The sequence below is a fragment of the Alloscardovia sp. HMSC034E08 genome (genome assembly GCF_001813415.1).
Lineage (GTDB): Bacteria > Actinomycetota > Actinomycetes > Actinomycetales > Bifidobacteriaceae > Alloscardovia > Alloscardovia omnicolens.
The window spans coordinates 254533-278734 of the sequence record NZ_KV812468.1; the positions used below are offsets into that span (position 1 = coordinate 254533).

Genomic DNA, 24202 nt, shown 5'->3' on the forward strand with positions numbered 1-24202 from the left:
TCCTCCTACTTGCCGTACTTGAGCGACCACACGCCGAGCTTATGCGAGAAGGAATTCTCGTCGATAACCCCGTCTTTTGGTGCGTCGAGCAGCCACTTGCGAATAACGAAATTCCATACGGCTACAACAACTGTTGCCACAATTTTTCCACCGTTGGTGTACAGCGCGTAAGTGGCGTCTCCTGGCTGAGCTCCTGCTGGGAGGAGAGCTTCCGTGGCTGCCCACAAAATCGCGAAGTTAATAAGCAAACCCACCACTGCCGAGAAAATAAAGATAGCCATTTCCATCCAGCGTGCCATATCGTCGCGGTGAACAAAGACGAACTTCATACTCGCCAAATAGTTAAAGATTAAGGACAAGCAGAAGGAGATTGTTCCTGCAGCTGTAGCGTTCATGTGCAGGGTGGTCACCAAAATATTGAGGATACCGAAATCCATGACCGCGGCGATTACACCAACAATTCCGAATTTAGCAATTTGAGCGATTAGGTTCTTCATTCTGTCTATTAAACCGCGCGCGCTGGAAAGTTGGCTGGGAATTTGCTGAGCCTGCACATAATTTTTTTATTTAATGGGCTGACAGATGACTGTTTTGAGCTTGTCCGAGTGTGCTCGGCGCGGATCTCCAATATAGATTTCGTGATGATGTCTCGGATCCGTTATGTCGAGCGCGCAACCCTGCGTTTGCGCATATTGATGCATCTTTTCGACGGTTTCTGGCTCACTGTCGTATGACCCAATATGCAAGGCTTGCACACACAGCTCTTCTGTGTATGTGAAGAGCTCTGCTTTGCTTGTATCGAGCTTCTTTTTGTGCTCGACTTGTATTTTTGCCCACTGGAGCACGTCTTCAGTGGCGAAATCTGGCACGCGAATCATCGAGATAAAACTGAGCTGATCTTTTCTTTGTGGGTTATAGCCGCGCACGCCCTCTTGCCACCACAAGCCATCAAGAGGCGGAACAACGAAATCGAACTGACCTTTCTTCCCCATTTTTATCGTGTACATTAGCGGATACAGCAAACCAATAGACTGCTGATACTCACCGCTCTCGTCGTTCGGGTTGCCGTGACCGCGCACCGCTAGAAACTTTATTGGTTCTACATCGATAATATGGGGCTGCTGGGCTGGTGAGTACAGTTCTTTGTATTTTTTCTTGAAGTCGAAGGCCATGGGCGAGATCTTTCTGTGCTATTGCCTATATCCGGGCGTGTTTCCACATCGGTTCACATGTTCATTTCAATTTGGTTTACACTCTGCTGCTGAGCCAATATCGATATATGAGCTACATGAATATTAGCGAAAACCCTATTATTGCCCTCAAAGCACACGACCGTAAGAAGCTGCGCTACAAATGCGTGAACGTTATGCGTTCTGTTGTTATGAGATTAGACCATTTCACTCCCGATACTTCCCATTGGTTATTACGGGAATCTGCGAATCTAGCACGTATTCAAGGAATCTATGCCACAAGTAAGCACCTAGAATATTTCACACACGAGTCTTCCATGATCCTTCACGGCATAGCACCGTGGAATCTCAGTCCTCCCGTTTGCGGGTACGCAGGTGGACGGCACAATGCTCGCTGTCTTGATTCCATTAAGATTTACAACTACACCATTCCTGTATCGACCTACAACCCAGTGAGTTATGCGTTCGCAGGTAGCCACCCGATACATGTGCAAGGTATGCCTGTCGAGTCGCTTCCCTTCACTTGCCTAAGGATGGCAGTCTCTAGACCGTCAACCAAAGCACTGGCAGCTGTCTCTCAAATGTTGCACTCTCTGTCGAATTTTTCTCGACACAACTCAGAAGTATCTAGGGCAAAAGAGATCAAGATTAAGGGATCTTTGTTAGCTGCTCTCGATAAAGAAAAGAAACTACACCCATATATGCAAGGATATAATCGCGCAAAAATCGTTCTCTCCCATACAGATGCTGGATGCGAAACCTTAGCTGAAGCCGTTCCACAGCCCATTGTTTCTTCTATATTTGCTAACGAATATGTATCACAATATCGAATCACAACCAATAACCGTACTTACTATGCCGATTTCGCTGTGCCAAGTATCCGCCTTCTCATTGAGTTCGATGATGCAGGTAAATTGGGAACAACAGAGGAAGAATTTCTTGATGCACGCCAATCGTTCCTTAAACGACAAAGCGATTTGCAGGCTCTGGGCTATTCGTTCTTCCGCGTTACATGGAATGATCTTTTAGGACCAAACAGTCTATATTATCGATTACTCAGAGCTGCTCTTACGGTTAAAGCTGATTTCCGAATACGTACCAACCCGGTTAAACGGTTATCAGAAGACGAACGCATTATCTGATAGTCATTGTGTAGTGCGGATCGACATGGATTTACACGTTTCACAAAACAAATCTTGCGCTTCCATCATCAATCATATTCGTGAATCGTGATTGGCTATAGCCACTCACGATTCACGCACATATACTCTAACAAAAAACGCCCGCAGGCCTGAAAAATCAAGCCTTGCGAGCGCCCTAAGTTCAGCTAAGCCAAGCCAAGCTAAGTTAAACTAAACCCTACTCAGCAACAACCTTCACAGTGAACTGTGCGGAGATTTCTGGGTGCAACTGTACGGTTGCAGTGAAATCACCAGTGGTCTTAATGTTTTCTACAGTAATAGCCTTAGCAGAAACTGCATTACCCTTAGCACTGAGAGCCTTAGCAACTTCTGGAGCAGAGATTGCACCGAAGAGCTTACCGGATTCAGACACCTTAGCAGAAATTTCTACTACAGAGCCTTCAATGGTTTCCTTAGCTGCAACTGCATCCTCACGGGAAGCGAGAGCCTGTGCACGGCGAGCACGCTGAAGCTGCTCGATCTGTGCTGCTGCACGCTTGGTCCACAAGAAAGCGTAGCCCTGTGGAAGAAGGAAGTTACGTGCATAACCTGCAGAAACTTCTACAACGTCACCGGACTGACCGAGACCGTTTACGGAATCAAGAAGAATAACCTTAGTGTTCTTTGCCATGGTATTGTCCTTCTCTCTTTAGCGACCGTTGGTTGCGTATGGGAGCAAAGCCATTTCGCGTGCGTTCTTAATAGCGCGTGCGATCTTACGCTGTTCCTGTACGGTTACACCGGTAATACGACGGGAGCGAATCTTGCCGCGGTCAGAGATGAACTTGCGCAGCAATGCAACGTCCTTGTAATCAATTTCGGTAATCTTTGCAGCCTTCAATGGGTTTGGCTTCTTCTTGAAAGGCTTTACTGGTGACTGAGGCCTTTTGCGTGACATATCACACTCCTTAAAAATTTAACTTTAGATGCGCTTTCTTCGTGCTTCTTATATCTATCTGTTAGAAAGAAATCTCGTCAGAACCGAAATCAGATGATCCGCCGAAACTAGAACCTCCGCCGAAGGAGTCTGCAGAGTCATCGGATGCACTCCATGGATCTGTTGATGGAGCAGATGCAGCGTTATAGCTTGCACCGTTCGAGTAGTTTGGAGCCGATGCTCCGCCCTGGAATCCACCATTACCAGCTGGAGAGTTCTGTGCTTGAGGAGCAGAGAAGTTTCCTGAGTTACCAGCACCAGAAGAAATGCGGTTCACGGAGGCAGTCGCACGCAACAAGGATGGACCAATATCGGTAACACGCAATTCCACTACAGTACGGCTTTCGCCCTGCTGCGTTTGGTAGGAGCGCTGAACGAGGTTGCCCTGTGCAATAACGCGCATACCCTTCGTGAGGGACTGTGCAATATTGCTGGCCATGGTGGTGTACTGGGAATCCCAGCAGCTGCAACGCATAAAGAGCGCTTCACCGTCTTCGAACTGACCTGTAGAGCGATTGTATGTACGAGGAGTGGATGCAATAGTGAAGTTCACTACGCGGCTTCCATTTCCTGTGGTACGCAACTCAGGATCGGCAGTGAGATTACCCACTACAGTAATGACGGTTTCTCCAGCCATGACTATCTCCGTTAATTGGAAAGTAAAATCTAAAGTTTTACGTTTACTTTATTTTTTCGATCGCGTTCGCCCGGCTTAAGCAAAGCAAGCGAGCGCGGATAACAACGATTTACTCAGCGTCGGTACGAAGAATCTTCGTGCGAACGATGGACTCGTTGAGGTTCAGCAAACGATCAAGTTCGTCGCTTGTTGCTGGCTCGGCAGTGTAGTTCACTACAGCGTAGTTACCTTCGGTCTTGCCTTCGATTTCGTAAGCCAACTTGCGGCGGCCCCACACGTCAACATTGTCGACGGTACCCTTTTCGTTGGTGACTGTTTCCAGATAGGTATCAACCAACTTCTTCACTGCGCGTTCATCCAGTTCAGGGTCAGCAATGAGCATGAGTTCATACTTGTGAGCAGACATCACCCACCTCCTTCGGACTTATCGGCTGCAGACCTTCTGCAGCAGGAGAATGTGTTTACTCTATGTTTGACGCAATCCGCGTCAAGACAACTCTTCTAGGATACTCGCGCCACCCGACGAGAGCAAGTTAGAGCGCACGATACGCTTCCTCGAGTTCTGCTCGGCTCGGACAGGTAGCCGGACCGAACTTTTGCGTAGACAATGCGCCCGCACAATTGGCCAGTTTGAGCGCTTCCTCGAGGCTCATTCCCTCAAGCATGGCCGCGCACAAAACGCCGGCATGTGCGTCTCCTGCTCCATTCGTATCCACCACGCTGACCGTAGGCGTTGGAATATAGACCGCGCCTTCACTCAGCCAAGCGCCCTGCTCTCCTGCTCGCAGCAAAACGCGCGCGGACAGTGCGTCAGCTAAGTTTGTGCAACGCTCGGCAAGGTTGTCCGAAGCGTTGACTGCGAGACGCCCGCACAAGATCGCGCTTTCACGTTCGTTAAGCGACCATAACGGGTTGAGATTGGCTACCGCGTCGAGACTGCTCTGTTCGATAGAACCAACCATAGGACCGACATCGAAAAGCGTAAAACCGCTACGCCCTGCATGAGCGCGAGCAAAGCGTTCCAGAGCAATACGGTTATCCGTGTGAGCGAAAGAGTAGCCCGAGAGATACACAACATCGCCATCGGCTACTTCGAGGTTTTCGTAGAAGTCATGAGGAACGTGCGTTTCAGCTCCGCGGGTAGACACAAAAGTGCGTTCACCACTGGAATCGGTCATAGCAACACAGATGCCAGTATCCATGCTAGGAACGCGCGCACCGCAGAACACAATGCCAATCTCATCGAGCGCCTTGAGAGCCAGCTGAGCCATTGGCCCTTCTCCTACAGCGCCGGCATACACAGCATCCGCACCCATCTGTCTAACCGCATACAGAACGTTATATCCCCCGCCTACATGCACACCTGAGTCAGAAGCGAAGACATCGCCGTCCGGCTCGGGTAGAGCGTCAATAAGCAAAGTAAAGTCAATAATAACTTGACCGAAATGCAGTACGCGCGCCATATCTACTCCTTCGAGCGAGCGCTGCCCCACGCGGCGTAAATGCCGGCGGCCAAAAGCATGGTGACGAGCCACGCCAAACCGTTCTTGCCGATAAACGTGCCGGCGAGCGGACCGGAGAACCAGACTTCATCGGCCGAAACGCGTGCTGTAACGAACAGGTAGCCGACAATAAACGCAACAATCCAGCTGACGCAGCCAGACACGTTAAAGCCGGCGGCGTACCAGTAGCGCGAACGAGGGGAAAGATCCACGAGGGAATCGCCATCGTAGGTGCGGCGGTCAATCATATCGACAAGGAAAATACCTGTCCACGCGGCGAGCGGAACGGAAAGTAGCGAAATGAAGGTGATGAACGGACCATAGAATCCATCGAAACCGAGCGTAAAATAGAGCGCGCCCGCCGTGGTCACAACGACGTCCACCACCACAGCCACCGTGCGAGGAATGCGAATGCCGGTGGCAAGAGTCGCCAAACCTGCGGAATACACGGACTGACTGTTGCACATGAGCAGGCCTGCGAAAGCGGAAATCAAGTATGGCACAGAAACCCAAGCAGGAAGCTGATCGCGCACAGCAATCACTGGGTCGGCAGCAGAAGCGATACCAGAGCCACCGGAGGTTAAAATCGCACCAACGGTAATAACGAGAACGAGCGGAATGCCTGCGCCGGCAGCAGCGGACCAGATGAGGGAACTGGTTTTCACGTCTTTCTTCTGGTAGCGCGCCATATCCGCGCCCGAGTTAACCCAGCCGATACCTGTTCCCGCAGCAATCGTGCCGATGCCAATGAGTACAGCGCTCAGCGAGCCAGGCTTGCCGGACAGAACGAGCGACCAATCAACGGTTGCGGTCAAATAGCCAGCGACCAGTAGCGTGAGAGCACCGAAAATCCAGGTTGCCCATTTTTGGATTTTGAGGATAAAACCGTGACCGGCCACGGCCACAATAATCGTGAGGACCACGAAAATGAGGATAAAAGCGAGGACTAAGCCTGGCGCTTCTTTCGCGGTAACCGGCGTCTTAAAGATGATTGCCCACAGCGAGAGCAGTGCGAAAGCGCCGGTAATCGTATTAACGGTTTCCCAGCCTAAACGGCTGCACAGGGCAACAACTGCCGGACCGATGTTTCCGCGCACACCGAAAATGGCGCGCGATAAACCGAGCGATGGCGCTCCTCCGCGGCGACCGGCAACAGAAATAATGCCGACGAGGGCGAAGGACCCGAACGATCCGATAGCCGTAACGAGCACGGACTGCCAGACGTTCAAGCCCAACGAAATGAGCGTTGCTCCCAGTGGGATGCCCAAAATGGAAATATTGGCGGCGAACCACACCCAGAAGAGCTGACCTGGCGTGCCATTGCGCTGATCGTCGGGAACTGGTTCTAGACCGCGTTGCTCAACTTTGGTGAGCATGTGCGATTGCTTTGGCGAATTTTCAGCCATAATTTTTCTTTCTCCTTTTTCTCTTTTTGTCTCGCTCAACATACTCACCGCGCGTTTAGCCGCGTAGAACGCATAACTGTTGAGCAAGGGGTTCTAAGTTCAGGCGCGAAACCTGAGTGATAGTGGCGATGACGTGCTCAGGGAATGCGTTCGCCGCTCCGCTTGCGCCGAGAATGGCGCCGCACATGGCTGCAATAGTGTCGGTATCTCCTCCGAGCGATACAGCTTCGCAGAGTGCGACAAATGGTTCGTCGGCGAATCGCCAGGCCAGCGCGAAGGCTGCTGGAATCGATTCGTTGGATTCAACAGAAGTGCCACACACGTTGTGCAGGAAGTGTTCAAACTCTGTATCGGTAGCGTGGCAGGCGGCATTGAGCGCCACTTCTGTGCGAGCTACAACGTCTGCTTTTGCGCTCCAGGCACAGTCGAAATCGGCGATAAAGTCGCGCATGCGCGTAATGCACTGCACTGCCTCTTCAAGAGCATCGCGGGTATTCGCACCGTCAATACCGAAACTCACCGCGGCTGCAACAAGCGCCGCGGAAGTAAAACCATGCACCGTGTTATGCGTTACTTTGCAGGATTCATGCACGCGTTCAGCTAAACGGCGCACATCACTCGACGGATTCGCTATACCTACAGGAGTAACGCGCATGGCCGCACCGTTGGTTGTTCCTGTGCGCCCGGTAGTGCGACCATCTGCACCGTTTCGAATGTGTTCGAGAGCAAGTTTGGTAGAAGGTCCAAGCAGATCATGCGAGCCTCGCGCCCGCATATCGTCTTCCCAATCGAGCAGTTCGTGAGCTAAAGCGAGCGCATCAATATGCCCTTTGCCGTTAATAATTAAGCGCGCTACGATAAGCGCTTGTTCGGTATCGTCTGTGACCGAGCCGGCAGGCATGTTCGGAGCAATAGGCTGGTCGGCAATGGCATCGCGCAAACCATCGATAGTGCCGTACGCTTGCTTAATCCACTCAGCGCTCATGCTTTGCGTGGGCATACCTAAGGCATCCCCCAGCGCGAGGCCTTGTAATGCTCCTAAGGAACGAGAAAATGCTGGCGAAGGCGTAGTCATGCTCATGCAGCTTTCTGTAAGAGGTTAGGTTACGAGTAAATGCGATGACTAATAATAAAAACTACTGCATCTGATGCACACGATAACAGAGCGCATGGAGCATGTATAAAGCCGCTACGCATACTCATCGGTATACGTAGCGGCTTCAAACGATTGAAGCAAGGCTGTCCATTATTCGAGCACTGCAACACCGTGCGTTGAGGCTACGAGCTCGCCGTCCACACCCAAGCGAGCACGGAAGTCGCGACCGTCCGAGCTGGTCACTTCTGTGCGACCATCTTCGAGAACACGAGACGAAAACGCAACCGAGCTGCCGTCTTCTTCACTTACACGCACCTGCGCTTCGCCAAATACAGCCACAACAGTATCCTTGCCATACTCGTATTGCGGCGAGGTGGCATCTGGATGTGTTGGGATAATACTGCCGTCGCGCACCCACAGTGGCACGGTATCGAATGCGTGGTTTTCGTTACGCCACACACCATGCTCAGATACCACTTTTTCGCCGGTAAACCAGTTCGTCCACGTGCCCGCTGGCAGATAATATTCCACATCTCCACTGTAGCTAAATACTGGCGCGACCAGCAGGGATGGGCCGAACATGTACTGGCGATCCAGCACACGCGCTGTTGGATCTTCGGGGAATTCCAAGAACATCGAGCGCATCACTGGCGTTCCATGCGCTTCTGGTTGCAATCCCAATTCGAACAGGTACGGCATCAGTTCCAGCTTGAGCAAGGTAAACTGACGCAGCACGTCGACAGCGCTCTGACCAGGTGCATTGATTACGCCGTTCTTCTCATCTTCTTCGTCGAACAACCATGGCACGCGATACACAGTCGAACCATGCAAACGCGAGTGGGAGCCGAGCATACCAAAGGCAATCCAACGCTTGTACACCGCTGGGTCTGGGAAGGCACCTTCGAAGCCACCAATATCGTGACTCCAGAAGCCGAAGCCCGACGATGTGAGCGACAATCCTGCACGCAAGCTTTGAGCCATGCCGTTAAAGGTGGATTCGCAGTCACCACCCCAATGCACTGGCTGCATTTGACCGCCCACCGTGGCAGAACGCGCGTACAAGCAAGCCTTACCTTTACCATAGGTTTCCTCAAGAGCTTCGAAAACCGTCTGATTATACAGTTGCGTATACCAGTTATGCATCGACAGCTTAGGAGAACCATCCGCCCACACAACGTCTCGAGGAACACGCTCACCAAAATCAGTCTTAATCGCGTCTACGCCATGAGCGAGCAGAGCCTTAACTTTGCTCTTATACCAAGCGCGCGCATCCGGATTCGTAAAATCAACCAATCCCATACCTGCTTGCCAAAAATCAGTCTGCCAGACCTCACCATTTGGCTTCTTCACGAGATATCCGCGCTCTAAAGCTTCCTTAAACGCCGAACCGCGCTGACCCAGATACGGGTTAAGCCATACGCACACATGCAATCCCTTGTCTCCGTGCAGACTGCGCAAGCTCTTCTCCACCTGGTCAATCGTGCCGAAGAAACGCTCATCGAACTCGAAATCAGTCCACTGGAATTCACGCATCCAATAGCAGTCGTAATGAAAAGCGCTTAGCGGAATATTGCGCTCAGCCATACCATCAACAAAACTGTTTACGGTCTTTTCGTCGTACTTGGTGGTAAAAGAGGTGGTGAGCCACAAACCGTAACTCCAGGTCGGAACGCGGGTTGGACGGCCAGTCAGCGCCGTGTAGCGCTCCAAAATTTCTTTTGGTGTTGGACCGTAAATAATGCAGAAATCAAGCGCTTCTCCCGGAACCGAGAACTGCACAGCCTCAGTATTTTCGCTACCCACCTCATACGAAACGTGACCGCGATTGTTCACGAGCACGCCATAGCCACGTGAGGTCATATAGAACGGAATATCCTTGTAGCCCTGCTCGGAAGCGGTGCCGCCGTCCTCGTTCCAAATATCGATGCTCTGGCCGTTCTTAATATACGTGCCGAAGCGCTCGCCGAAGCCATACACCTGCTCGCCCACGCCCAGATGCAGCTGGATAGAGCTGAAAACCTCAGACTCATCGCGCGCCGTTCCGTCGAGTGACACGCCAAACTCGCCCGCTGGCTGAGCCGACACAGCAGCTCCCTCAGCCAGCGCGAAATGAGCCAGAGACTTACCCGCCGAACTGGTGAGCTCTTCGCCACGCGCCTCGAAACTCAAGTTCCACGAAGCACCCTTGACTACGCGAGCAGACAGCTCGCCCGAGGCGAGCATAACGCTCGCTCCGTCCTCGCCTGCCTCACCATCGCCGTTGCCCTGAGCCTCTACCGACACGCGTGGATTGTTGTACACATCTTCCTCGTTGAGCGGGAAGCCTGGGTACTGCGTAGCTCCTGACCAATGCTCGGATCGCACACGAATAACGCCTTCTGCTGGGGAGCTGAGGGTTACGTCGAAAATTGGCAGGTTGAGCGTGTTCGCACGATCGTTGACTTTCATGGATGTCGCGACGATATTTACTTCTTTACGCTCTGTATCCGGATGCAGTTCGTACGCTTCGCGCGCATAGATAGCGCTTACTCCGTCTCGCAGGAGCCAGTAGCCGTTCGTAAACTTCATTGTTTATCCTTCTCCGTTTCGTTTTTGTTGGTTTGATTGTATTACTTGACCGCGCCGGTGGTAATACCTCGAGCCAGTGTGCGCTGGAAGATAAGGTAGAACACCAAAGTTGGCACAATACTAATAAGCGAGGCGGCGGCGATAGTAGTAACATCCATCAGACGATCACCCGACAGCGATGCCACTGCAATTGGAATTGTTTGCGTATTGTTGTCGATCAAGAATGCCATTGGAATCATATACTCGTTCCATGTCCAAATGAAGAAGAAGACGAGCATAACCGACAGTGTTGGCTTAGAAATTGGATACACAATCTTCGTAAAGATAGTCCACCTGTTCGCACCGTCGATGGTAGCTGCTTCCAAAATTGCTGACGGGAATGTGCCATACACGCTCGAGAGCAGATAAGTTCCAAATGCACTTTGAATAACGGTGAAGATAATAACTACTGCCCACTGCGAGTTATACAGGCCAATTTCCTTGAACATAATGTAGAGCGGATACAGCATCGCTTCTTGTGGAAGCATATTGGCCAACATTATGAGCAGAATAATCCAGCGGCGTCCTTTTACTCGGCCGATTCCTAGGGCGAAAGCGTTAAACATCGACAGAATAACTGCGAGCACTGCAACCAGGCCAGACGTCCATACGCTATTCCAGAGCTTTTCTGGGTAGTTCACGCGGTTCCAGAACTTCATAAGACCATCGAATTGGAGTTCGGTTGGAATGCTTAATGGACCAGAGCTATTGTATTGTGCTGTTGTTTTAAAAGCATTGAGCAGCAACACAATAAACGGGAAGAGCATAACCAATCCGCCTACAACGAGGAAGGCAAGAATAAGCCAGTCGCCGCCGGTACGGATTTTGCGAGCGCGAGGAATACGTGTTGAAGTATGTGTAGTAGCCATTTTATGCCTCATCTTCCTTTGCAACCTTCTCCTGAAGGGTGGTGAAAATTACGGATACGATAACAACCACAATGGTGAGTGCGGTTGCAATTGTTGCACCGTAACCAACTTGTTGCGATTGGAAGAACTGTGTGTAGGAATAGTAGGACGGAACGATAGTGGAGGTACCTGGACCGCCTCGAGTAAGCATGTAGACTGGCCCGAATACCTTAAGTGCTGCAATGGTGCAGGTAAGAGCAACCACGAAAATTTCTGGGCGAATGGACGGCAGAGTAATAGCGGTAAAGCGTTGCCACCAGTTTGCGCCATCTAAGCTGGCTGCTTCATACAGTTCTGGATCGACGCGCTGCAGGCCAGACATAAAGATAATGAGCGGGTAACCAATTTGAATCCAAATCATAATAAGCATAAGGAAGATGAGTGCTGTATCTGGCTTTCCTAACCAGTCATGCTGCAGAGCTCCCAAACCAATTACCTTAAGAACCGCGTTGAGTGCACCGTTTTCTGGACGGAAAATCCATCCCATCACCAACGCTGCCACAGAAATCGGCAGAAGTTGAGGGAAGTAGTAGATTGCTCGGAAAGTGGAGGCTGCTTTCGCACCGAACTTCTTTTGCACAACATCGAACATAAGTGCCGACAGAACCAAGCCAATCAAAATAGGAATAATTACCATAGCGATAATCATCCAAATAGAGTTTCTAAACGAGGCCCAGAACGTGGCATCAGTCATGAGTTTCTGCCAGTTTTTAAGCCCCGCCCATACCGGCGGTTTAATGCCACGGTATGTGGTAAAGCTCAGATAGAGATTCCAGATGGCTGGGATAACGATAATCCACAGCAACATAATAAAGCCCGGAATAAGGTAGAGCCAGAACCTGTTGGATGGACTGCCCGGGATACGCGAGGCTTCAGCTGTGCGCGTTCCTGATTTATGTGATTTCTTTGATGTACTCATTGTGTACTCCACTGATTGTGCGCGAGATTGCACGCGCGTGCTGCTGGTGCTGTTGATTGCCGAAAAAGAGCGCGCGGGGTCTTGCCGGGGAGAAAACGGCTTCCCCGCGCGCATAGTTGTTGGATTTTGTGAAGGTGTCTAATTATTCTTTAACGCCAGCGTCTGCAACACCCTTGTCGTAGTTAGACTTCATCTGTTCCAGCGTCTTCTTTACATCAGATGTGCCATTAACCAGCTCTTGGAGAGATGCATTAAGCTCATCGTAGAAAGTGGATGTTGGCCAGTCTGGGTAGAAGCCCAAGCCATCGTTTTCAAGAACAGTGTTAAAGGATTCGATGAGTTCCTTAGACTTTTCATCGGTAATAGCATCTGGATCTGCAGCAATTGGCAAACCACCTGCATTACCCATAAGATTCTGCACTTCTGGGCTTAAAGTAATGTCGATAAACTTAGCTGCCAAATCCTTGCGCGTGGAGCGTTCTGGAACAACCCAAATGTTGCCGGACGAGCCCACAACCTTCTTACTGTCTGGGAAGGTAGAGAAGGTCCAGTTCGTGTCTGGAATTTCAGTCTGGAAGCGACCAAACCACCAGGTTCCTGAGAAGAACATCGGGTAGGTACCATTCATAAAGGCCTGACCTGCATCTTCTGCCTTCACACCAGTGGAATCCTTAGAAATGTAGCCTTTCTTTACCCAATCGGCAATCGTCTGTGTGGCATAGGTGAGCTCTTCGCCACTCCAATTGACGTCGCCCTTATACATTTCATAGGCGTCAATAAACTTGTTATCTGCCTTGCTCAGAGCCAGCTGCCACCACAGGTGCTGCAATGGATACTCTGCCACACCTTCAGACAATGGAGTTACCCCATTGTCGACGAACTTTTGCATTGCAGCTTCCAGTTCGTCGTACGTCTTTGGAATCTCGATGCCGTACTTGTTGAACATGTCCTGGTTGTAGTACATCACCACATCTTCACCGTAATTGGTGATGCCGTACCAGTTACCAGAGCCCATAATGCCCTTGTCATCGTATTTTCCGGTGGATGCAAGGCTACCAGAAATCTTCTTATCCCAGCCGTATTCCTTTACGTAATCGCCCAAATCAGTAAGCAATCCCTGACTTGCAAGCAAACCAGCTGTTGCATTGCCCTTGTTGTATTCCATAACGTCTGGAACCTGATCGGAATTGAGAATTTGCGAAGCATTCTGACGAATCTGTTCGAAAGACTTCTTCTCGAACTTGACCTTTACACCGTACTTCTTCTCAAAAATTTCGATAGCTTTATCCCAAGCCTTACCCTGAGCACCACTTGATTCCTCATAATGCCAGACCTTGAGCGTTTTAATCTTTCTCCTGCTGAGTGCTTTGCGAGCCGCAGCCAGCAACAGAGAAGAGAGCAGCAACAGCTACGCCTGCAGCTACAAGTTTGGATAGCGCTTTCATGTCGTCTCCTTCGACGATTTTCTTCTTAACTCTCACCACATCCGTGTGGTCATGATCGTCTTCTCGCCTCATCTTCGAGTTGAACAATCACGTAGTAATAGAGTACGGAGAACAGTGCAAGGAGAGCAATATAATTTCGATAAATTTCGATGGGTTCATACCTTACGTTTTTCCAAAGGAACCGGGCCAAGCGTGCCCATCGGCATGTATTCCCCATGAATAAGTTCCACCGATCCCACATCATAGCGCTGATGTTGCAAAACTTCCATAAGAACATCTACCGCGCGTTTGCAGGCGGCTGCTGGATCCATAGGAAACTCGTCGATGGGCTGGGGCAAGCGTGAAGCCCCATTTGTACAGGCAGAAATAACAGACATATCTGCTGGCACACCGATGCTGCGTTGATGCAAAATATCCATGAGCATGCCTGCGCCAGCTGCGCTACCCTGCCAAAAAATGGCTGAAATCTGAGGGTCTCGCGCAAGTCCCAGGTCAAGAGAGTGCTCAATTTCTGTTTTCGAATACCCACTCAAACTTTCAAAACTAACATGCACACCTAAATCAGCACCACACTTTTCTGCTGCGTCGCGGTAACGTACAAGATAATTCGATCCATCTTCAAACGCACTATCTACACCGCCTAAAATCAAAGCATGTGTATGACCAAGTTCATGCACTTTTATCACAGAATCGCGTCCCAGCTGCTCAAAATCCAAATCAACAGCCCAAATATTTTCCGTATTATTCGGATACCCCACAGCTACCACAGGAACTGGCAAATTTTTAGCAATCTCTGCACGCGAGTCAGACAGCAAAACATCAAGCAGTAAAATACCGTCAACCATATTGTTTTCAACTACACGATACATTTCTGCATCGCCGCTTTCATGCATAAGCAATAAAATATCGTAGCCGTAACGGCGAGCGTGCTGCGCTAAAGCAAAGAAAAATACGGCATAATTCGTGTAATCCGTATACCGATGAACTGGCGAACTGAGCGCAATCACTTTCGTAGGTTTCGAGGACGATGAATCCAACAAGCCTAACTGTTGAGCAATTATACGGTTTTTCGGCACATAGCCGAGCTTTTTTGCTGTATCAAGAACGCGAGCGCGCGTTTCCTTACTAATCGAACGGTTTCCGTTAATAACGTACGATACCGTACTAACCGCCACACCGCAGTGACGAGCAACATCGCTAATGCTTACTTTCTTTGACCGCACTCTTGCATTGTATCTGCAGAAGTAAACGAGCGCACTTGGCACCTCGTACCTGCTCCAACCTCGCTACTCCTGCTTCGTTACTCCTGCTTCACGGTTGGTGAGCCGAAATAACTCGTATAAATAATCATAAAGTTACGGTTTCCGTATGACGAGCACTCGTCTCCCGTACCTGTTCCTGCAGCTAAAGCGGCTGCATTCGGCTGATAAGGCGTGTAAATGTAGAGCACTGCTGTAGCGTCATTGTAGATATACACGTCGCTTGCACCGCATGCCTCGTTCGGCGAGTAACGCACAGAGTTGAGCGTTCCGGCGTGATAATTATATTGCTTTTCATGGTTGAGATAGTACTTAAAACGGTGAGCGGCGCCATAGACCTGCTTAAAGAAGCCGGCATAGTTCACGTCGCATGCCTCGGTATCTGGGCACGATAGTCCGAGCGCTTTATCCAGCTCTTCCTGAGTAACAGAAGTTTTGCTAATAAGGTTTTGTTCTTTTTGAAGAATGGTCAGCAAAACTTTTTGACTGATTCCGCAGGCACGCGCGGACGCATCGATAATCTGAGCAACCGAAGCAGTACCTGAGTCAGGGGCCGTATACGCTGAGCACTCGTTATCGGCATTTTGTGACGTAACAGGTACCGTTAAATTTTTTAAGCACAAATCTCCGCTGCAGTTCGCGCCTTTCTCCTCAAGGAAAGACTGTATTTCTGCAGTCGTCATGGAGTCGGAATCAAAAAACTGCTCGTCTGAAATAATGTAGCCGGGGTCGAAACTGTATTTAGTGTACAACGCGGTTTGTGAGTTTTGTGCTCGTTCGACCGCTTGCTGCCACGCGATAAGCTTTGACAAGCCAAGCGCGAGAGCGCAGATGAGTGCTGCCGCGAAACACCATAAAGCGACGGTGCGAGCAGACTTAGAGGACAAGGTCGAAGTTTTCTGAGCCATAACGCACCACTGTAGCGCAAAAGTGCATTTTGTTGCACGTCCCTATACACTAAAACATGGGAAATGTTCATATGTACTTCACATATACTACTTTCTCAATACATGTGCTCATGCAAAGGACAAGACAATGGTTCAGATTCGTAAAGCTGCCGAGCTCAGCGAAAACACGCCACTTCAAGCCGATGTTGTTATTGTTGGCGCTGGCTTATTCGGTTTGGTTACCGCACAGCAGATTATTGAGCATACGGATAAAACTGTTCATATTATCGACATTCGCGATCATATCGGCGGTAACGCCTACTCCTACTTCGACGAGGAGACCGGCGCGGAAATTCACAAATACGGCGCACACCTCTTCCACACCTCGAACGAACGCGTATGGAATTATGTGAACCGTTTTACCGAGTTCACCGATTATGTGCACCGCGTCTACACCACGCACAAGGGCGAGGTTTTCCCTCTGCCTGTAAATTTGGGCACGATCAACCAGTTCTTCCACGCCGCATATACGCCGGCTCAGGCTCAGAAAGTGATTGAGGAGCAGGCTGGCGAGTTCGCGCATATTGAGCCGAAAAATTTGGACGAGCAGGGCAAGAAGCTTATCGGCGAGCCGCTGTACAACGCTTTTATTCGCAACTACACCGGTAAGCAGTGGCAGACCGATCCGAGCGATCTGCCGGCCAGCATTATCCGCCGCCTTCCGGTACGTTTTAGCTACGATAACCGCTACTTTAAGGACACCTGGGAGGGGCTGCCAAAGGACGGCTATACCGCTTGGTTTGAGCGCATGATTGACGATCCACGCATTACCGTTACGTTAGGCGTTGACTTCTTTAACGAAAGCCAGCCGTATAACAAGAGCGCTTTAGTAGGTTCTGTTCCGGTTATTTATACGGGTCCAGTCGATAAGTATTTTGATTATGAGCTCGGCGCTCTGCAGTGGCGCACGGTTGATTTTGAAGAAAAGCGCTACGATGAGGCTGATCATTTCGGTATTCCTGTGATGAACTACGCTGATGCTGACGTTCCTTACACGCGCGCTATCGAGTTTAAGAACTTTAATCCAGAGCGTCGCGAACAGCAGAACCCGAACAAGACTGTGGTCTGGGAAGAATACTCGCGCTTTGCCGGTAAGGACGACGAGCCGTACTACCCAATTAATACCGAAGCAGACAAGGCTTTGTATGCTGCATACAAAGCGAAGGCCGAGGCGGAACCTCCGGTGGTGTTCGGCGGTCGTTTAGGAACGTATGCTTATTACGATATGCATCAGGTTATTAATACCGCGCTGATTGCTTTTGAGAAGCAGGTGGCGAGGCTGCTGGGGTAGGAGCCTACTGCATTACATTTCACCTCGTGCACAAACTCCGCTAAACTAATGACTCAGAGAGTTCACAGTGGGTTCACAGTGCTTCCATAGCCCGAGCCGATACACTGCGAGAAACAATTACTCTGCAGAAAGGCCACATAACTTATGGCAAATAATCTGGACGTTTGCGTTCTCAAGATGCAAGAGCATGATTTTAGCGACATCGCTATCGCTCAGTTTGAGCGTATGTACGAGATTTGGCGCAACGACGAGGCCGGTTGGATGCTTGAAGAAGATTATTCGCCGTTAGCGTTGAGCGATGTAGCCTCTGTAGCAGAGATTCATGATTCCATGCCAGCTCGCACAGCCAAGGCAGCACTGGCTAAGACAGCCATTATTAAGCTCAATGGTGGCCTCGGAACCTCGATGGGATTAGACGGCCCAAAGTCTTTGTTGCCTGTTCGTCGCCATAAGGCTCGCCGAATGCGTTTCTTGGACATTATTCTTGGCCAAGTGGTAAGTATGCGTACTCAGCATAGAGTACAACTGCCCCTTATCCTCATGAATTCGTTTAGAACGTCCAAGGATTCACTCAACGTGGTGCGCCACAACCATCGTTTCCACCAGGACAATATTCCACTGGAAATTATGCAGCATCGTGAGCCTAAAATTATGGCTCGAACCGGTAAGCCTGTATCTTTCCCAGAGAATCCAGAACTCGAGTGGTGCCCTCCTGGTCATGGAGACGTGTATTCAACACTGTGGGAATCGGGCATTCTTGACGTTTTACAGGAAAACGGTATCGAGTACATCTTCATTTCTAATTCGGATAATTTGGGTGCTCGTCCGTCCAGTATTATTGCCGGATACTTCGCTAAATCCAAAACCGATTTTATGGTGGAAGTTTCACGTAAAACACCTGCAGACCTCAAGGGCGGCCACTTTGTTATCGATAAAGAAACCGGCCGTTTAACCTTACGTGAAATGAGTCAGGTTCACCCTGATAATAAGGCTGCTGCTATGGATGAGAATATCCATCCGTATTTCAACACGAACAACATTTGGATTCGCATTAGCGCGCTGAAAAAAGTGCTAGAAAAATATGACGGAGTTCTTCCCCTGCCAGTGATTCGCAACAACAAGACTGTGGACCCTACGGATTCGTCGTCTGCACGCGTCGTTCAGCTCGAAACCGCGATGGGCGCTGCTATTAGTTTGTTTGAGAACTCTACATGTATAGAAGTTAATCGCTCGCGATTCTTACCTGTGAAAACGACAGAAGATTTATTTATTTTGCGCTCTGACCGCTTCCATTTAACAGATTCGTTTGAGATGGAAGACGGTAACTATATTTTCCCTGAGATCTCGCTCGACCCTCGATATTACAAGAACATTGATGATTTTAACGACCGTTTCCCTTACGGAGTTCCTTCATTGGCCGCTGCCGCCAGTTTTGAAGTCGAAGGCGATTGGACCTTTGGCCGTGATACACACTGCTTTGGAAACGCATACCTTGAAGATTTAGGTAAGCCTTCGTATGTGCCAAATGGTGAATATATCGGACATCAAGGTATTGAGCCTAATGAGTGGCTACACTAATAAGCATCCCAATATGAAATTGTGGCGGTATCTTATAAGATACCGCCACAATTTCATATTGAATTACTACTATACTTTTCTAAATTGCCAAATTTGAGCACTACTATTATTTGCTGTATAGACCCACACATTGGCGCCTGACGTAAAAGCACCATTTGGCACGTCTAGAACGTTGTTCGAGTTTGCCACAGAAGTGATAACGAATTGGTTATTCCCCGTTGTCTTCAATTTCCATTTCTGGGCTAGAGTGTTGTTATTTGTATAAATATCTACATTAGCACCTGGCTGAGTGGAACCATTCCGAATATCCAAGGCTTTCTTACTGCCTTTATTAATAATATTCACATTACCCTGCGAGTCATGTTTTACTGTCCACTGCTGAGCAAGAGACCCATTAAAAGCGTATAACCACACGTTAGTCAGGTTAGCTGTACCTGCCCCATACACATCTAATGCAAGCATTGGTGAGGCTACAGGGCTGATGTAATAGTCTCCATCAGCAATCTCAAAAGACGTTGCACTGCTCGTTGGCTGTAAAACCCATTTTTGCGCTACAGAGTAATTTGGCGTATATATTTGGAGACGATTCGTGTCTGCTACTAACCCATTTGGAATATCTATAACCTTGCCGGACATCATCGAAGCAAGCATAATCTGATTATTGTTATTCCAATGAACTGCCCAGTGCTGAGCCTGTGAATGATTATTATCGTATTGCCAAACACGCGCGCCATTCTTTGTCGAGCCATTCGCTACATCCATGACACGGCCTGACTTTGTATTAACAATTTCGTAAATCCCATTGCCTACTTTTGTAAAAGCAAACTCTTGCGCGGCAGATTTGTTATATGTATAAATCTGAATTGGCGTAGTGTTACTTGTTGAACCGTTCGCAACATCCAGAGCTTTATTACCATTAGCGACAGAAAGAATGTTCACCTTATTCGTATTGTTAATCGGCGTGGTCGATGCCATTACAAAACGTTGGGCCACAGTTTCTGCAGGCTCATACAAACTAATTTTGGTTCCGTTCGCGGAAGACGCGTTATTCACGTCAAGCACGAAATTGCCTAGTGCTGTTTGCACAGCATAACCATCGCCCATGTCGCGAATGTACCACTGTTGTGCCGCTGACCCATTGGAATCATACTGCCACACTGTTTGCTTATTACGTGCAGTCCCCCCGTACACATCGAGAACCTTGCCTGAAGCAGCATTTGTAATAGTGTACGTACCATTAGTATTTTGAGTAAACTTAAATTTCTGCGCAGCAGACTCATTGTATTGATACAGATTAATGAGAGCTCCCGATGCAGTACTACCATTGGCTATATCCACAGAAGAAGAATCTTTCACACGTGAATTTATATAGTATTCACCATCAGGAATAGTAACTAAGGGGTAAGAGCTCATCTGTATTTTTGGTGCATAATTAGGAGCAACTGCTGCATCGAATCTATAAGCATTCAAATCAACATTGCCACTAATGCCGTTAATAGATCCCGAAGAGGTATACTGCCAACCTTTTTCATAGGAGTTAATAGCAAAACGTGGTGACGATCCGTACGAAGCTATCCAACTAATACGCGAGTGAATATTCGTCGTGTTAAGCACAGATTTTAGGAAACTTGTATAAGAATATACGCTCACTTTTCCATAACCACTCATCTGTACACTCATAAAGAAATTATTCACAATAGTGTCGTACACTGCAGGGTCTGTTGGATGTGTATGACCAGAATAGCTCCAATTCTCTAAATCATAAAAAACGGGCATAGCCATTTGCTGAGAATTGCTTATACCAGCTTTCTTTAAAATACGAACAACATTAGTTCCCTCTGCCCATGCTTCTGACCAGTTGCCCGCATAAGAATAAAGATAAACTCCGAAAGGCATGCCCACGCGCTGTGCCTCGCGAATATTATGTAAAGCTTTCTGATCTGTAGCATCAGTACCGTACCCAATACGAATGATTGCACCTTGGACTCCATCAGCTTTCACTGCATCCCAGTTAATATCACCTTGCCATTGCGACACATCGATAACTTTGCTCGCAGGAGCTGCGAAGAGAGAACCATTACCCTCAAAAAATGCTTGTTGTCCGCTATAAGTTCCCCATTGCGCACCATAATTACTTGACCAGTTGCCTACAGAACGAACCGATGGAGAACTTACTCGATATGCAGAAGGCTTCTCTAGTGATTGCGCAGAATCCTGTTGATTTGTGTTGTTGTTCTCAGTATTCGGATTATCGTCGATAACTTCACGCGCTGCCTCTACCGAAACGGGGATGAATGACTCACCGTTTGTACGGGCTAGTGGGTCGGGAGCTTGATCCTTTGTACCCACTATCTTTGGATCAGTTACTTTTTCCCCGGTCTGCGCATACACTAATGTGCCATCGTCTTTAGCAACGTATTCTGTTGATACAACAGTATCTGCACTGCTAATCGAATCAGCAATATCCTCAGGAAGTTTCTGTTCCTGCGCCTGTGCTTCAACGATCTCGTGTTCGTGTGTCTCCTCAGACTGCTCCGCTATCGTACGTACTGTCGAATTTTCAAATGACAGCGATTGCGTATGCGCCGAAAATTGAGGGAAAAATACGGTAGCTACGCTAGCTATCACAGCAAAAAATAATCTCACTGTCTCTCCTCTTAGTTTTGGACTTGGTCTCAACAATATAATATCTATGATGAGATATTTTCTAGATTACTGGAAAAACATTTGAATAGCGGTTTTCTTATCTTTTTTACGGATCTATTACCTCGTAAGCGCTAATCATTTAGGACCATTTGTATAAAACACGCCTTTTCGAATATTTGACATATTTCTTCTCCTCATGCTACTATGAACTCCGTTGTTCTTTGAACACAGTGGAGAATTCGCCTAGTGGTCTATGGCGCACGCTTGGAAAGCGTGTTGGGTTAACGCCCTCACGAGTTCGAATCTCGTATTCTCCGCGAGCAAAGCGCCCTTCCAAAGAAGAGCGCTTTTTCTTTACCTGTCCTCTATAATACCTATAAAACTCGAAGGAGGATGCATGGCTGGCTCAATTCAACCCGCAGTTTCTATTGTTATTCCTGCGTACAATAAAGAAGAGTTCATCTCGGCCTGTCTGGATAGCGCCATTCATCAAACTCTTGCGAATATAGAAATTATAGTGGTTGATGATGGCAGCATGGATAATACGAGAAATATTATTTCTGAGTACGCGCGCAACGATTCGCGCATTATTAATTTATCCCATAGAAGTAACAGAGGGCTCCACGCCACCAGGCTCACAGGAGTTGCCCAAGCTTCAGGCCTCTACACCATGTTTCTCGATGCTGATGACACTCTAGCTCTCACAGCATGTGAAAGCCTCCACAATTTTGCAAAAGCACGTCCTGATGCTGATATTATTCGTTATGGGTTACAGGTAGAGATAGCAAACACAGAAGAAACAGCCTTGCGCATTGCAGTTGAAGATTTATTCAACGCCACGGTTGGTGACTGCAATCATAGTCAGATTTTGCAAGCATCCTTTAGCCCACCTCGAGGTTTATGGGTTCCATGGAATGTTGCTACTTCGCTGTTCAGAACTCCTCTCATCCAGCAAGCTTTCGCAGATCTAAGCGATGCCCGCCTTAATAAGATTGAAGATGGCTATGAGTATTTAGCAATTTGTGCGTTAAGCCGGAAATTATATTCATTCGTTGAATACCGTGGTCTGCGATACCATTTCGGCAGGGGAATTTCTAGTCGTACAACCACAAGTCTAGATATTTTTAATAAAGATCAACATAGCGCCTGGGAAGCGAACCAAGCAGTCCAAGATTTTGCTCGGAAAAATAATTCGGAGGACATCATTACAGCTTCTCAAAATTTTCAGGCAAGGTCGCTAAAAATTGTTGGGGACGATTTCGTAGAGCGTTTACAAACAGAAAATTACCTCGAAGGATTGCATATTCTTCAAAAAACATGGGGAAACGAAAACGCATATAGAGCTCTCCATGAACATATTAACAATCACCTGTATGCTGAGCTCATTGAGGATGCTTTTCCTCTGACCGAGAAGTATGCTCTGTGGTCGAGCCTATTTTCGCATGCAACTACTGGAGTGCAGCTCAATCTTAACGACACTGAACAAGCGATACATGAGAGTACTCAACATATTCTAGAGCAAATTTGCTCAACAACTGCTGAGCGAGAACGTTTAGCTTACGAGGAATCACTACGAATTTTTAAGACAGGTACAAAAGCTCGATATTATTTCGACAAATTCATCCCTCTAGGAACTCATCGCAGGAGCATTGCTCGTCGCTTAGCAAAATTATTGCTACGCCGATGACATTTTGTGTTGGGGAGGTGTTCTTCAGTAAAGAACACCTCCCCAAAAAACTTTGTGGGCTACTCTTAGTCGCCCTCAGTAACAATATACTTACTATCTGCCACAGATTTCAGATGAGCACCATACGGGCTCTTCCCGTAACGCTCGGCAGCATCAAGCAACTGTTCCTTCGAAATCCACCCATTCTCATAAGCAATTTCTTCTAGAACTGCGATAGGCATACCTTGTGCGCGCTCCACGGTGCGCACAAATTCTCCCGCTTCGTACAAAGAATCCATAGTACCTGTATCCAGCCAAGCAAAACCACGACCTAAAGTTTGCACGGTCAGAGAGCCATCGTCCAAATACATTTTATTTAAGTCAGTAATTTCTAATTCTCCGCGTGCAGAAGGCTTTACTTGCTTAGCGAACTCTGTCACGCGCTTATCGTAGAAGTATAGACCGGTTACCGCATAATTTGTCTTTGGTTGAACAGGCTTTTCGACAATAGAAATTGCCTTATGATTTTCATCAAATTCCACTACACCATAACGTTCTGGATCATCGACGAAGTAACCGAAAACTCGTGCTCCGTGCTCAAGGGAAGCCGCTTTCCTCAGGACTTGAGTAAGCCCATTTCCATAGAAAATATTATCTCCCAGCACGAGAGCACAAGAATCTCCATCGATGAATTCTTCACCTAGAATAAATGCTTGCGCCAAGCCATCAGGAGACGGTTGTACTTTATATTGGAAATGAACACCGAACTGTTCACCTGTACCAAGCAAACGTTCGAAATTAGGCAAATCATGAGGAGTAGAGATAATAAGAATATCTCTAATTCCTGCCATCATAAGAACGCTCAACGGATAATACACCATCGGCTTATCGTATACAGGCAGTAGCTGTTTAGACGTTACTGTGGTTAATGGATACAAACGTGTACCGGATCCACCCGCGAGAATAATACCTTTCACGAAAAGCCCC

General features: G+C 48.4%; 22 protein-coding genes and 1 tRNA gene. 5 read left to right on the forward strand and 18 right to left on the reverse strand.

Annotated features, from left to right (window positions below):
* Positions 1-5 precede the first annotated feature (5 nt).
* Positions 6-497 (reverse strand): GtrA family protein, encoded by a 492-nt coding sequence (locus HMPREF2909_RS02565; protein WP_071415112.1) that lies wholly within the window; start codon positions 495-497, stop codon positions 6-8.
* Positions 498-563: 66 nt separating this feature from the next.
* The gene (locus HMPREF2909_RS02570; RefSeq protein ID WP_071415113.1) at positions 564-1172 is read right to left on the reverse strand and encodes a GyrI-like domain-containing protein; all 609 of its coding nucleotides are present in this window, start codon (positions 1170-1172) and stop codon (positions 564-566) included.
* Positions 1173-1279: 107 nt separating this feature from the next.
* Here HMPREF2909_RS02570 and HMPREF2909_RS09030 point away from each other — a divergent pair, with 107 nt between their 5' ends.
* Positions 1280-2332, forward strand: coding sequence for a hypothetical protein (locus HMPREF2909_RS09030; protein WP_148130783.1), 1053 nt, complete (start codon positions 1280-1282; stop codon positions 2330-2332).
* A 217-nt stretch (positions 2333-2549) separates the two neighbouring features.
* On the opposite strand, the gene rplI is transcribed toward HMPREF2909_RS09030, so the two are convergent.
* The 14 genes from rplI to HMPREF2909_RS02640 form a co-directional block, all read right to left on the reverse strand.
* Positions 2550-3002 carry a 50S ribosomal protein L9 gene (gene rplI, locus HMPREF2909_RS02580; RefSeq protein WP_071415115.1) on the reverse strand — a complete coding sequence of 151 codons (453 nt, stop codon included), beginning with the start codon at positions 3000-3002 and terminating at the stop codon, positions 2550-2552.
* A gap of 18 nt (positions 3003-3020) precedes the next feature.
* Positions 3021-3269: a 30S ribosomal protein S18 gene (gene rpsR / locus HMPREF2909_RS02585; protein ID WP_071415116.1), complete on the reverse strand. Its 249-nt coding sequence runs from the start codon at positions 3267-3269 to the stop codon at positions 3021-3023.
* Between the two features lie 61 nt (positions 3270-3330).
* Entirely contained in the window at positions 3331-3945 is a 615-nt protein-coding gene (locus HMPREF2909_RS02590; protein WP_021617536.1) for a single-stranded DNA-binding protein, read from the reverse strand.
* Between the two features lie 109 nt (positions 3946-4054).
* A complete protein-coding gene (gene rpsF, locus HMPREF2909_RS02595; protein WP_021617535.1) occupies positions 4055-4351 on the reverse strand; it encodes a 30S ribosomal protein S6 in 297 nt (98 codons plus the stop codon).
* A gap of 127 nt (positions 4352-4478) precedes the next feature.
* Positions 4479-5408, reverse strand: a complete 930-nt coding sequence (locus HMPREF2909_RS02600) for a PfkB family carbohydrate kinase (protein WP_071415117.1) — start codon at positions 5406-5408, stop codon at positions 4479-4481.
* A 2-nt stretch (positions 5409-5410) separates the two neighbouring features.
* Entirely contained in the window at positions 5411-6853 is a 1443-nt protein-coding gene (locus HMPREF2909_RS02605; RefSeq protein WP_071415118.1) for a purine-cytosine permease family protein, read from the reverse strand.
* 55 nt (positions 6854-6908) lie between these two features.
* Entirely contained in the window at positions 6909-7928 is a 1020-nt protein-coding gene (locus HMPREF2909_RS02610; protein WP_071415119.1) for an ADP-ribosylglycohydrolase family protein, read from the reverse strand.
* A gap of 171 nt (positions 7929-8099) precedes the next feature.
* Positions 8100-10517 carry an alpha-xylosidase gene (gene yicI, locus HMPREF2909_RS02615; RefSeq protein ID WP_071415120.1) on the reverse strand — a complete coding sequence of 806 codons (2418 nt, stop codon included), beginning with the start codon at positions 10515-10517 and terminating at the stop codon, positions 8100-8102.
* Positions 10518-10558: 41 nt separating this feature from the next.
* A complete protein-coding gene (locus HMPREF2909_RS02620; protein WP_071415121.1) occupies positions 10559-11437 on the reverse strand; it encodes a carbohydrate ABC transporter permease in 879 nt (292 codons plus the stop codon).
* Positions 11427-12383: a carbohydrate ABC transporter permease gene (locus tag HMPREF2909_RS02625; RefSeq protein ID WP_022857111.1), complete on the reverse strand. Its 957-nt coding sequence runs from the start codon at positions 12381-12383 to the stop codon at positions 11427-11429. Before HMPREF2909_RS02625 ends, HMPREF2909_RS02620 begins: the two co-directional genes overlap by 11 nt.
* Positions 12384-12525: 142 nt before the next feature.
* Positions 12526-13770, reverse strand: coding sequence for an ABC transporter substrate-binding protein (locus HMPREF2909_RS02630; protein ID WP_246815500.1), 1245 nt, complete (start codon positions 13768-13770; stop codon positions 12526-12528).
* Positions 13727-13900 carry a hypothetical protein gene (locus HMPREF2909_RS09445; protein ID WP_246815501.1) on the reverse strand — a complete coding sequence of 58 codons (174 nt, stop codon included), beginning with the start codon at positions 13898-13900 and terminating at the stop codon, positions 13727-13729. The genes HMPREF2909_RS02630 and HMPREF2909_RS09445 overlap by 44 nt, the downstream gene beginning before the upstream one ends.
* 83 nt (positions 13901-13983) lie before the next feature.
* The gene (locus tag HMPREF2909_RS02635) at positions 13984-15051 is read right to left on the reverse strand and encodes a LacI family DNA-binding transcriptional regulator (protein WP_071415956.1); all 1068 of its coding nucleotides are present in this window, start codon (positions 15049-15051) and stop codon (positions 13984-13986) included.
* A gap of 77 nt (positions 15052-15128) precedes the next feature.
* Positions 15129-15995 carry a hemagglutinin gene (locus HMPREF2909_RS02640; protein ID WP_071415122.1) on the reverse strand — a complete coding sequence of 289 codons (867 nt, stop codon included), beginning with the start codon at positions 15993-15995 and terminating at the stop codon, positions 15129-15131.
* Between the two features lie 127 nt (positions 15996-16122).
* On the opposite strand from HMPREF2909_RS02640, the gene glf reads away from it, so the two are divergent.
* Both glf and HMPREF2909_RS02650 read left to right on the forward strand, forming a co-directional pair.
* Positions 16123-17325 carry a UDP-galactopyranose mutase gene (gene glf / locus HMPREF2909_RS02645; RefSeq protein WP_071415123.1) on the forward strand — a complete coding sequence of 401 codons (1203 nt, stop codon included), beginning with the start codon at positions 16123-16125 and terminating at the stop codon, positions 17323-17325.
* A 144-nt stretch (positions 17326-17469) separates the two neighbouring features.
* Positions 17470-18903: a UTP--glucose-1-phosphate uridylyltransferase gene (locus HMPREF2909_RS02650; protein WP_071415124.1), complete on the forward strand. Its 1434-nt coding sequence runs from the start codon at positions 17470-17472 to the stop codon at positions 18901-18903.
* Between the two features lie 69 nt (positions 18904-18972).
* Here HMPREF2909_RS02650 and HMPREF2909_RS02655 read toward each other — a convergent pair whose 3' ends face one another.
* The gene (locus tag HMPREF2909_RS02655) at positions 18973-21549 is read right to left on the reverse strand and encodes an RICIN domain-containing protein (protein WP_148130785.1); all 2577 of its coding nucleotides are present in this window, start codon (positions 21547-21549) and stop codon (positions 18973-18975) included.
* Positions 21550-21781: 232 nt separating this feature from the next.
* On the opposite strand from HMPREF2909_RS02655, the gene HMPREF2909_RS02660 reads away from it, so the two are divergent.
* Positions 21782-21866: transfer RNA gene (locus tag HMPREF2909_RS02660), tRNA-Ser, on the forward strand.
* A gap of 80 nt (positions 21867-21946) precedes the next feature.
* Positions 21947-23236, forward strand: a complete 1290-nt coding sequence (locus HMPREF2909_RS02665; protein ID WP_071415126.1) for a glycosyltransferase family 2 protein — start codon at positions 21947-21949, stop codon at positions 23234-23236.
* 65 nt (positions 23237-23301) lie between these two features.
* Here the strand turns inward: HMPREF2909_RS02665 and rfbA are convergent, their stop codons facing one another.
* A complete protein-coding gene (gene rfbA / locus HMPREF2909_RS02670; protein ID WP_071415127.1) occupies positions 23302-24192 on the reverse strand; it encodes a glucose-1-phosphate thymidylyltransferase RfbA in 891 nt (296 codons plus the stop codon).
* Positions 24193-24202 lie beyond the last annotated feature (10 nt).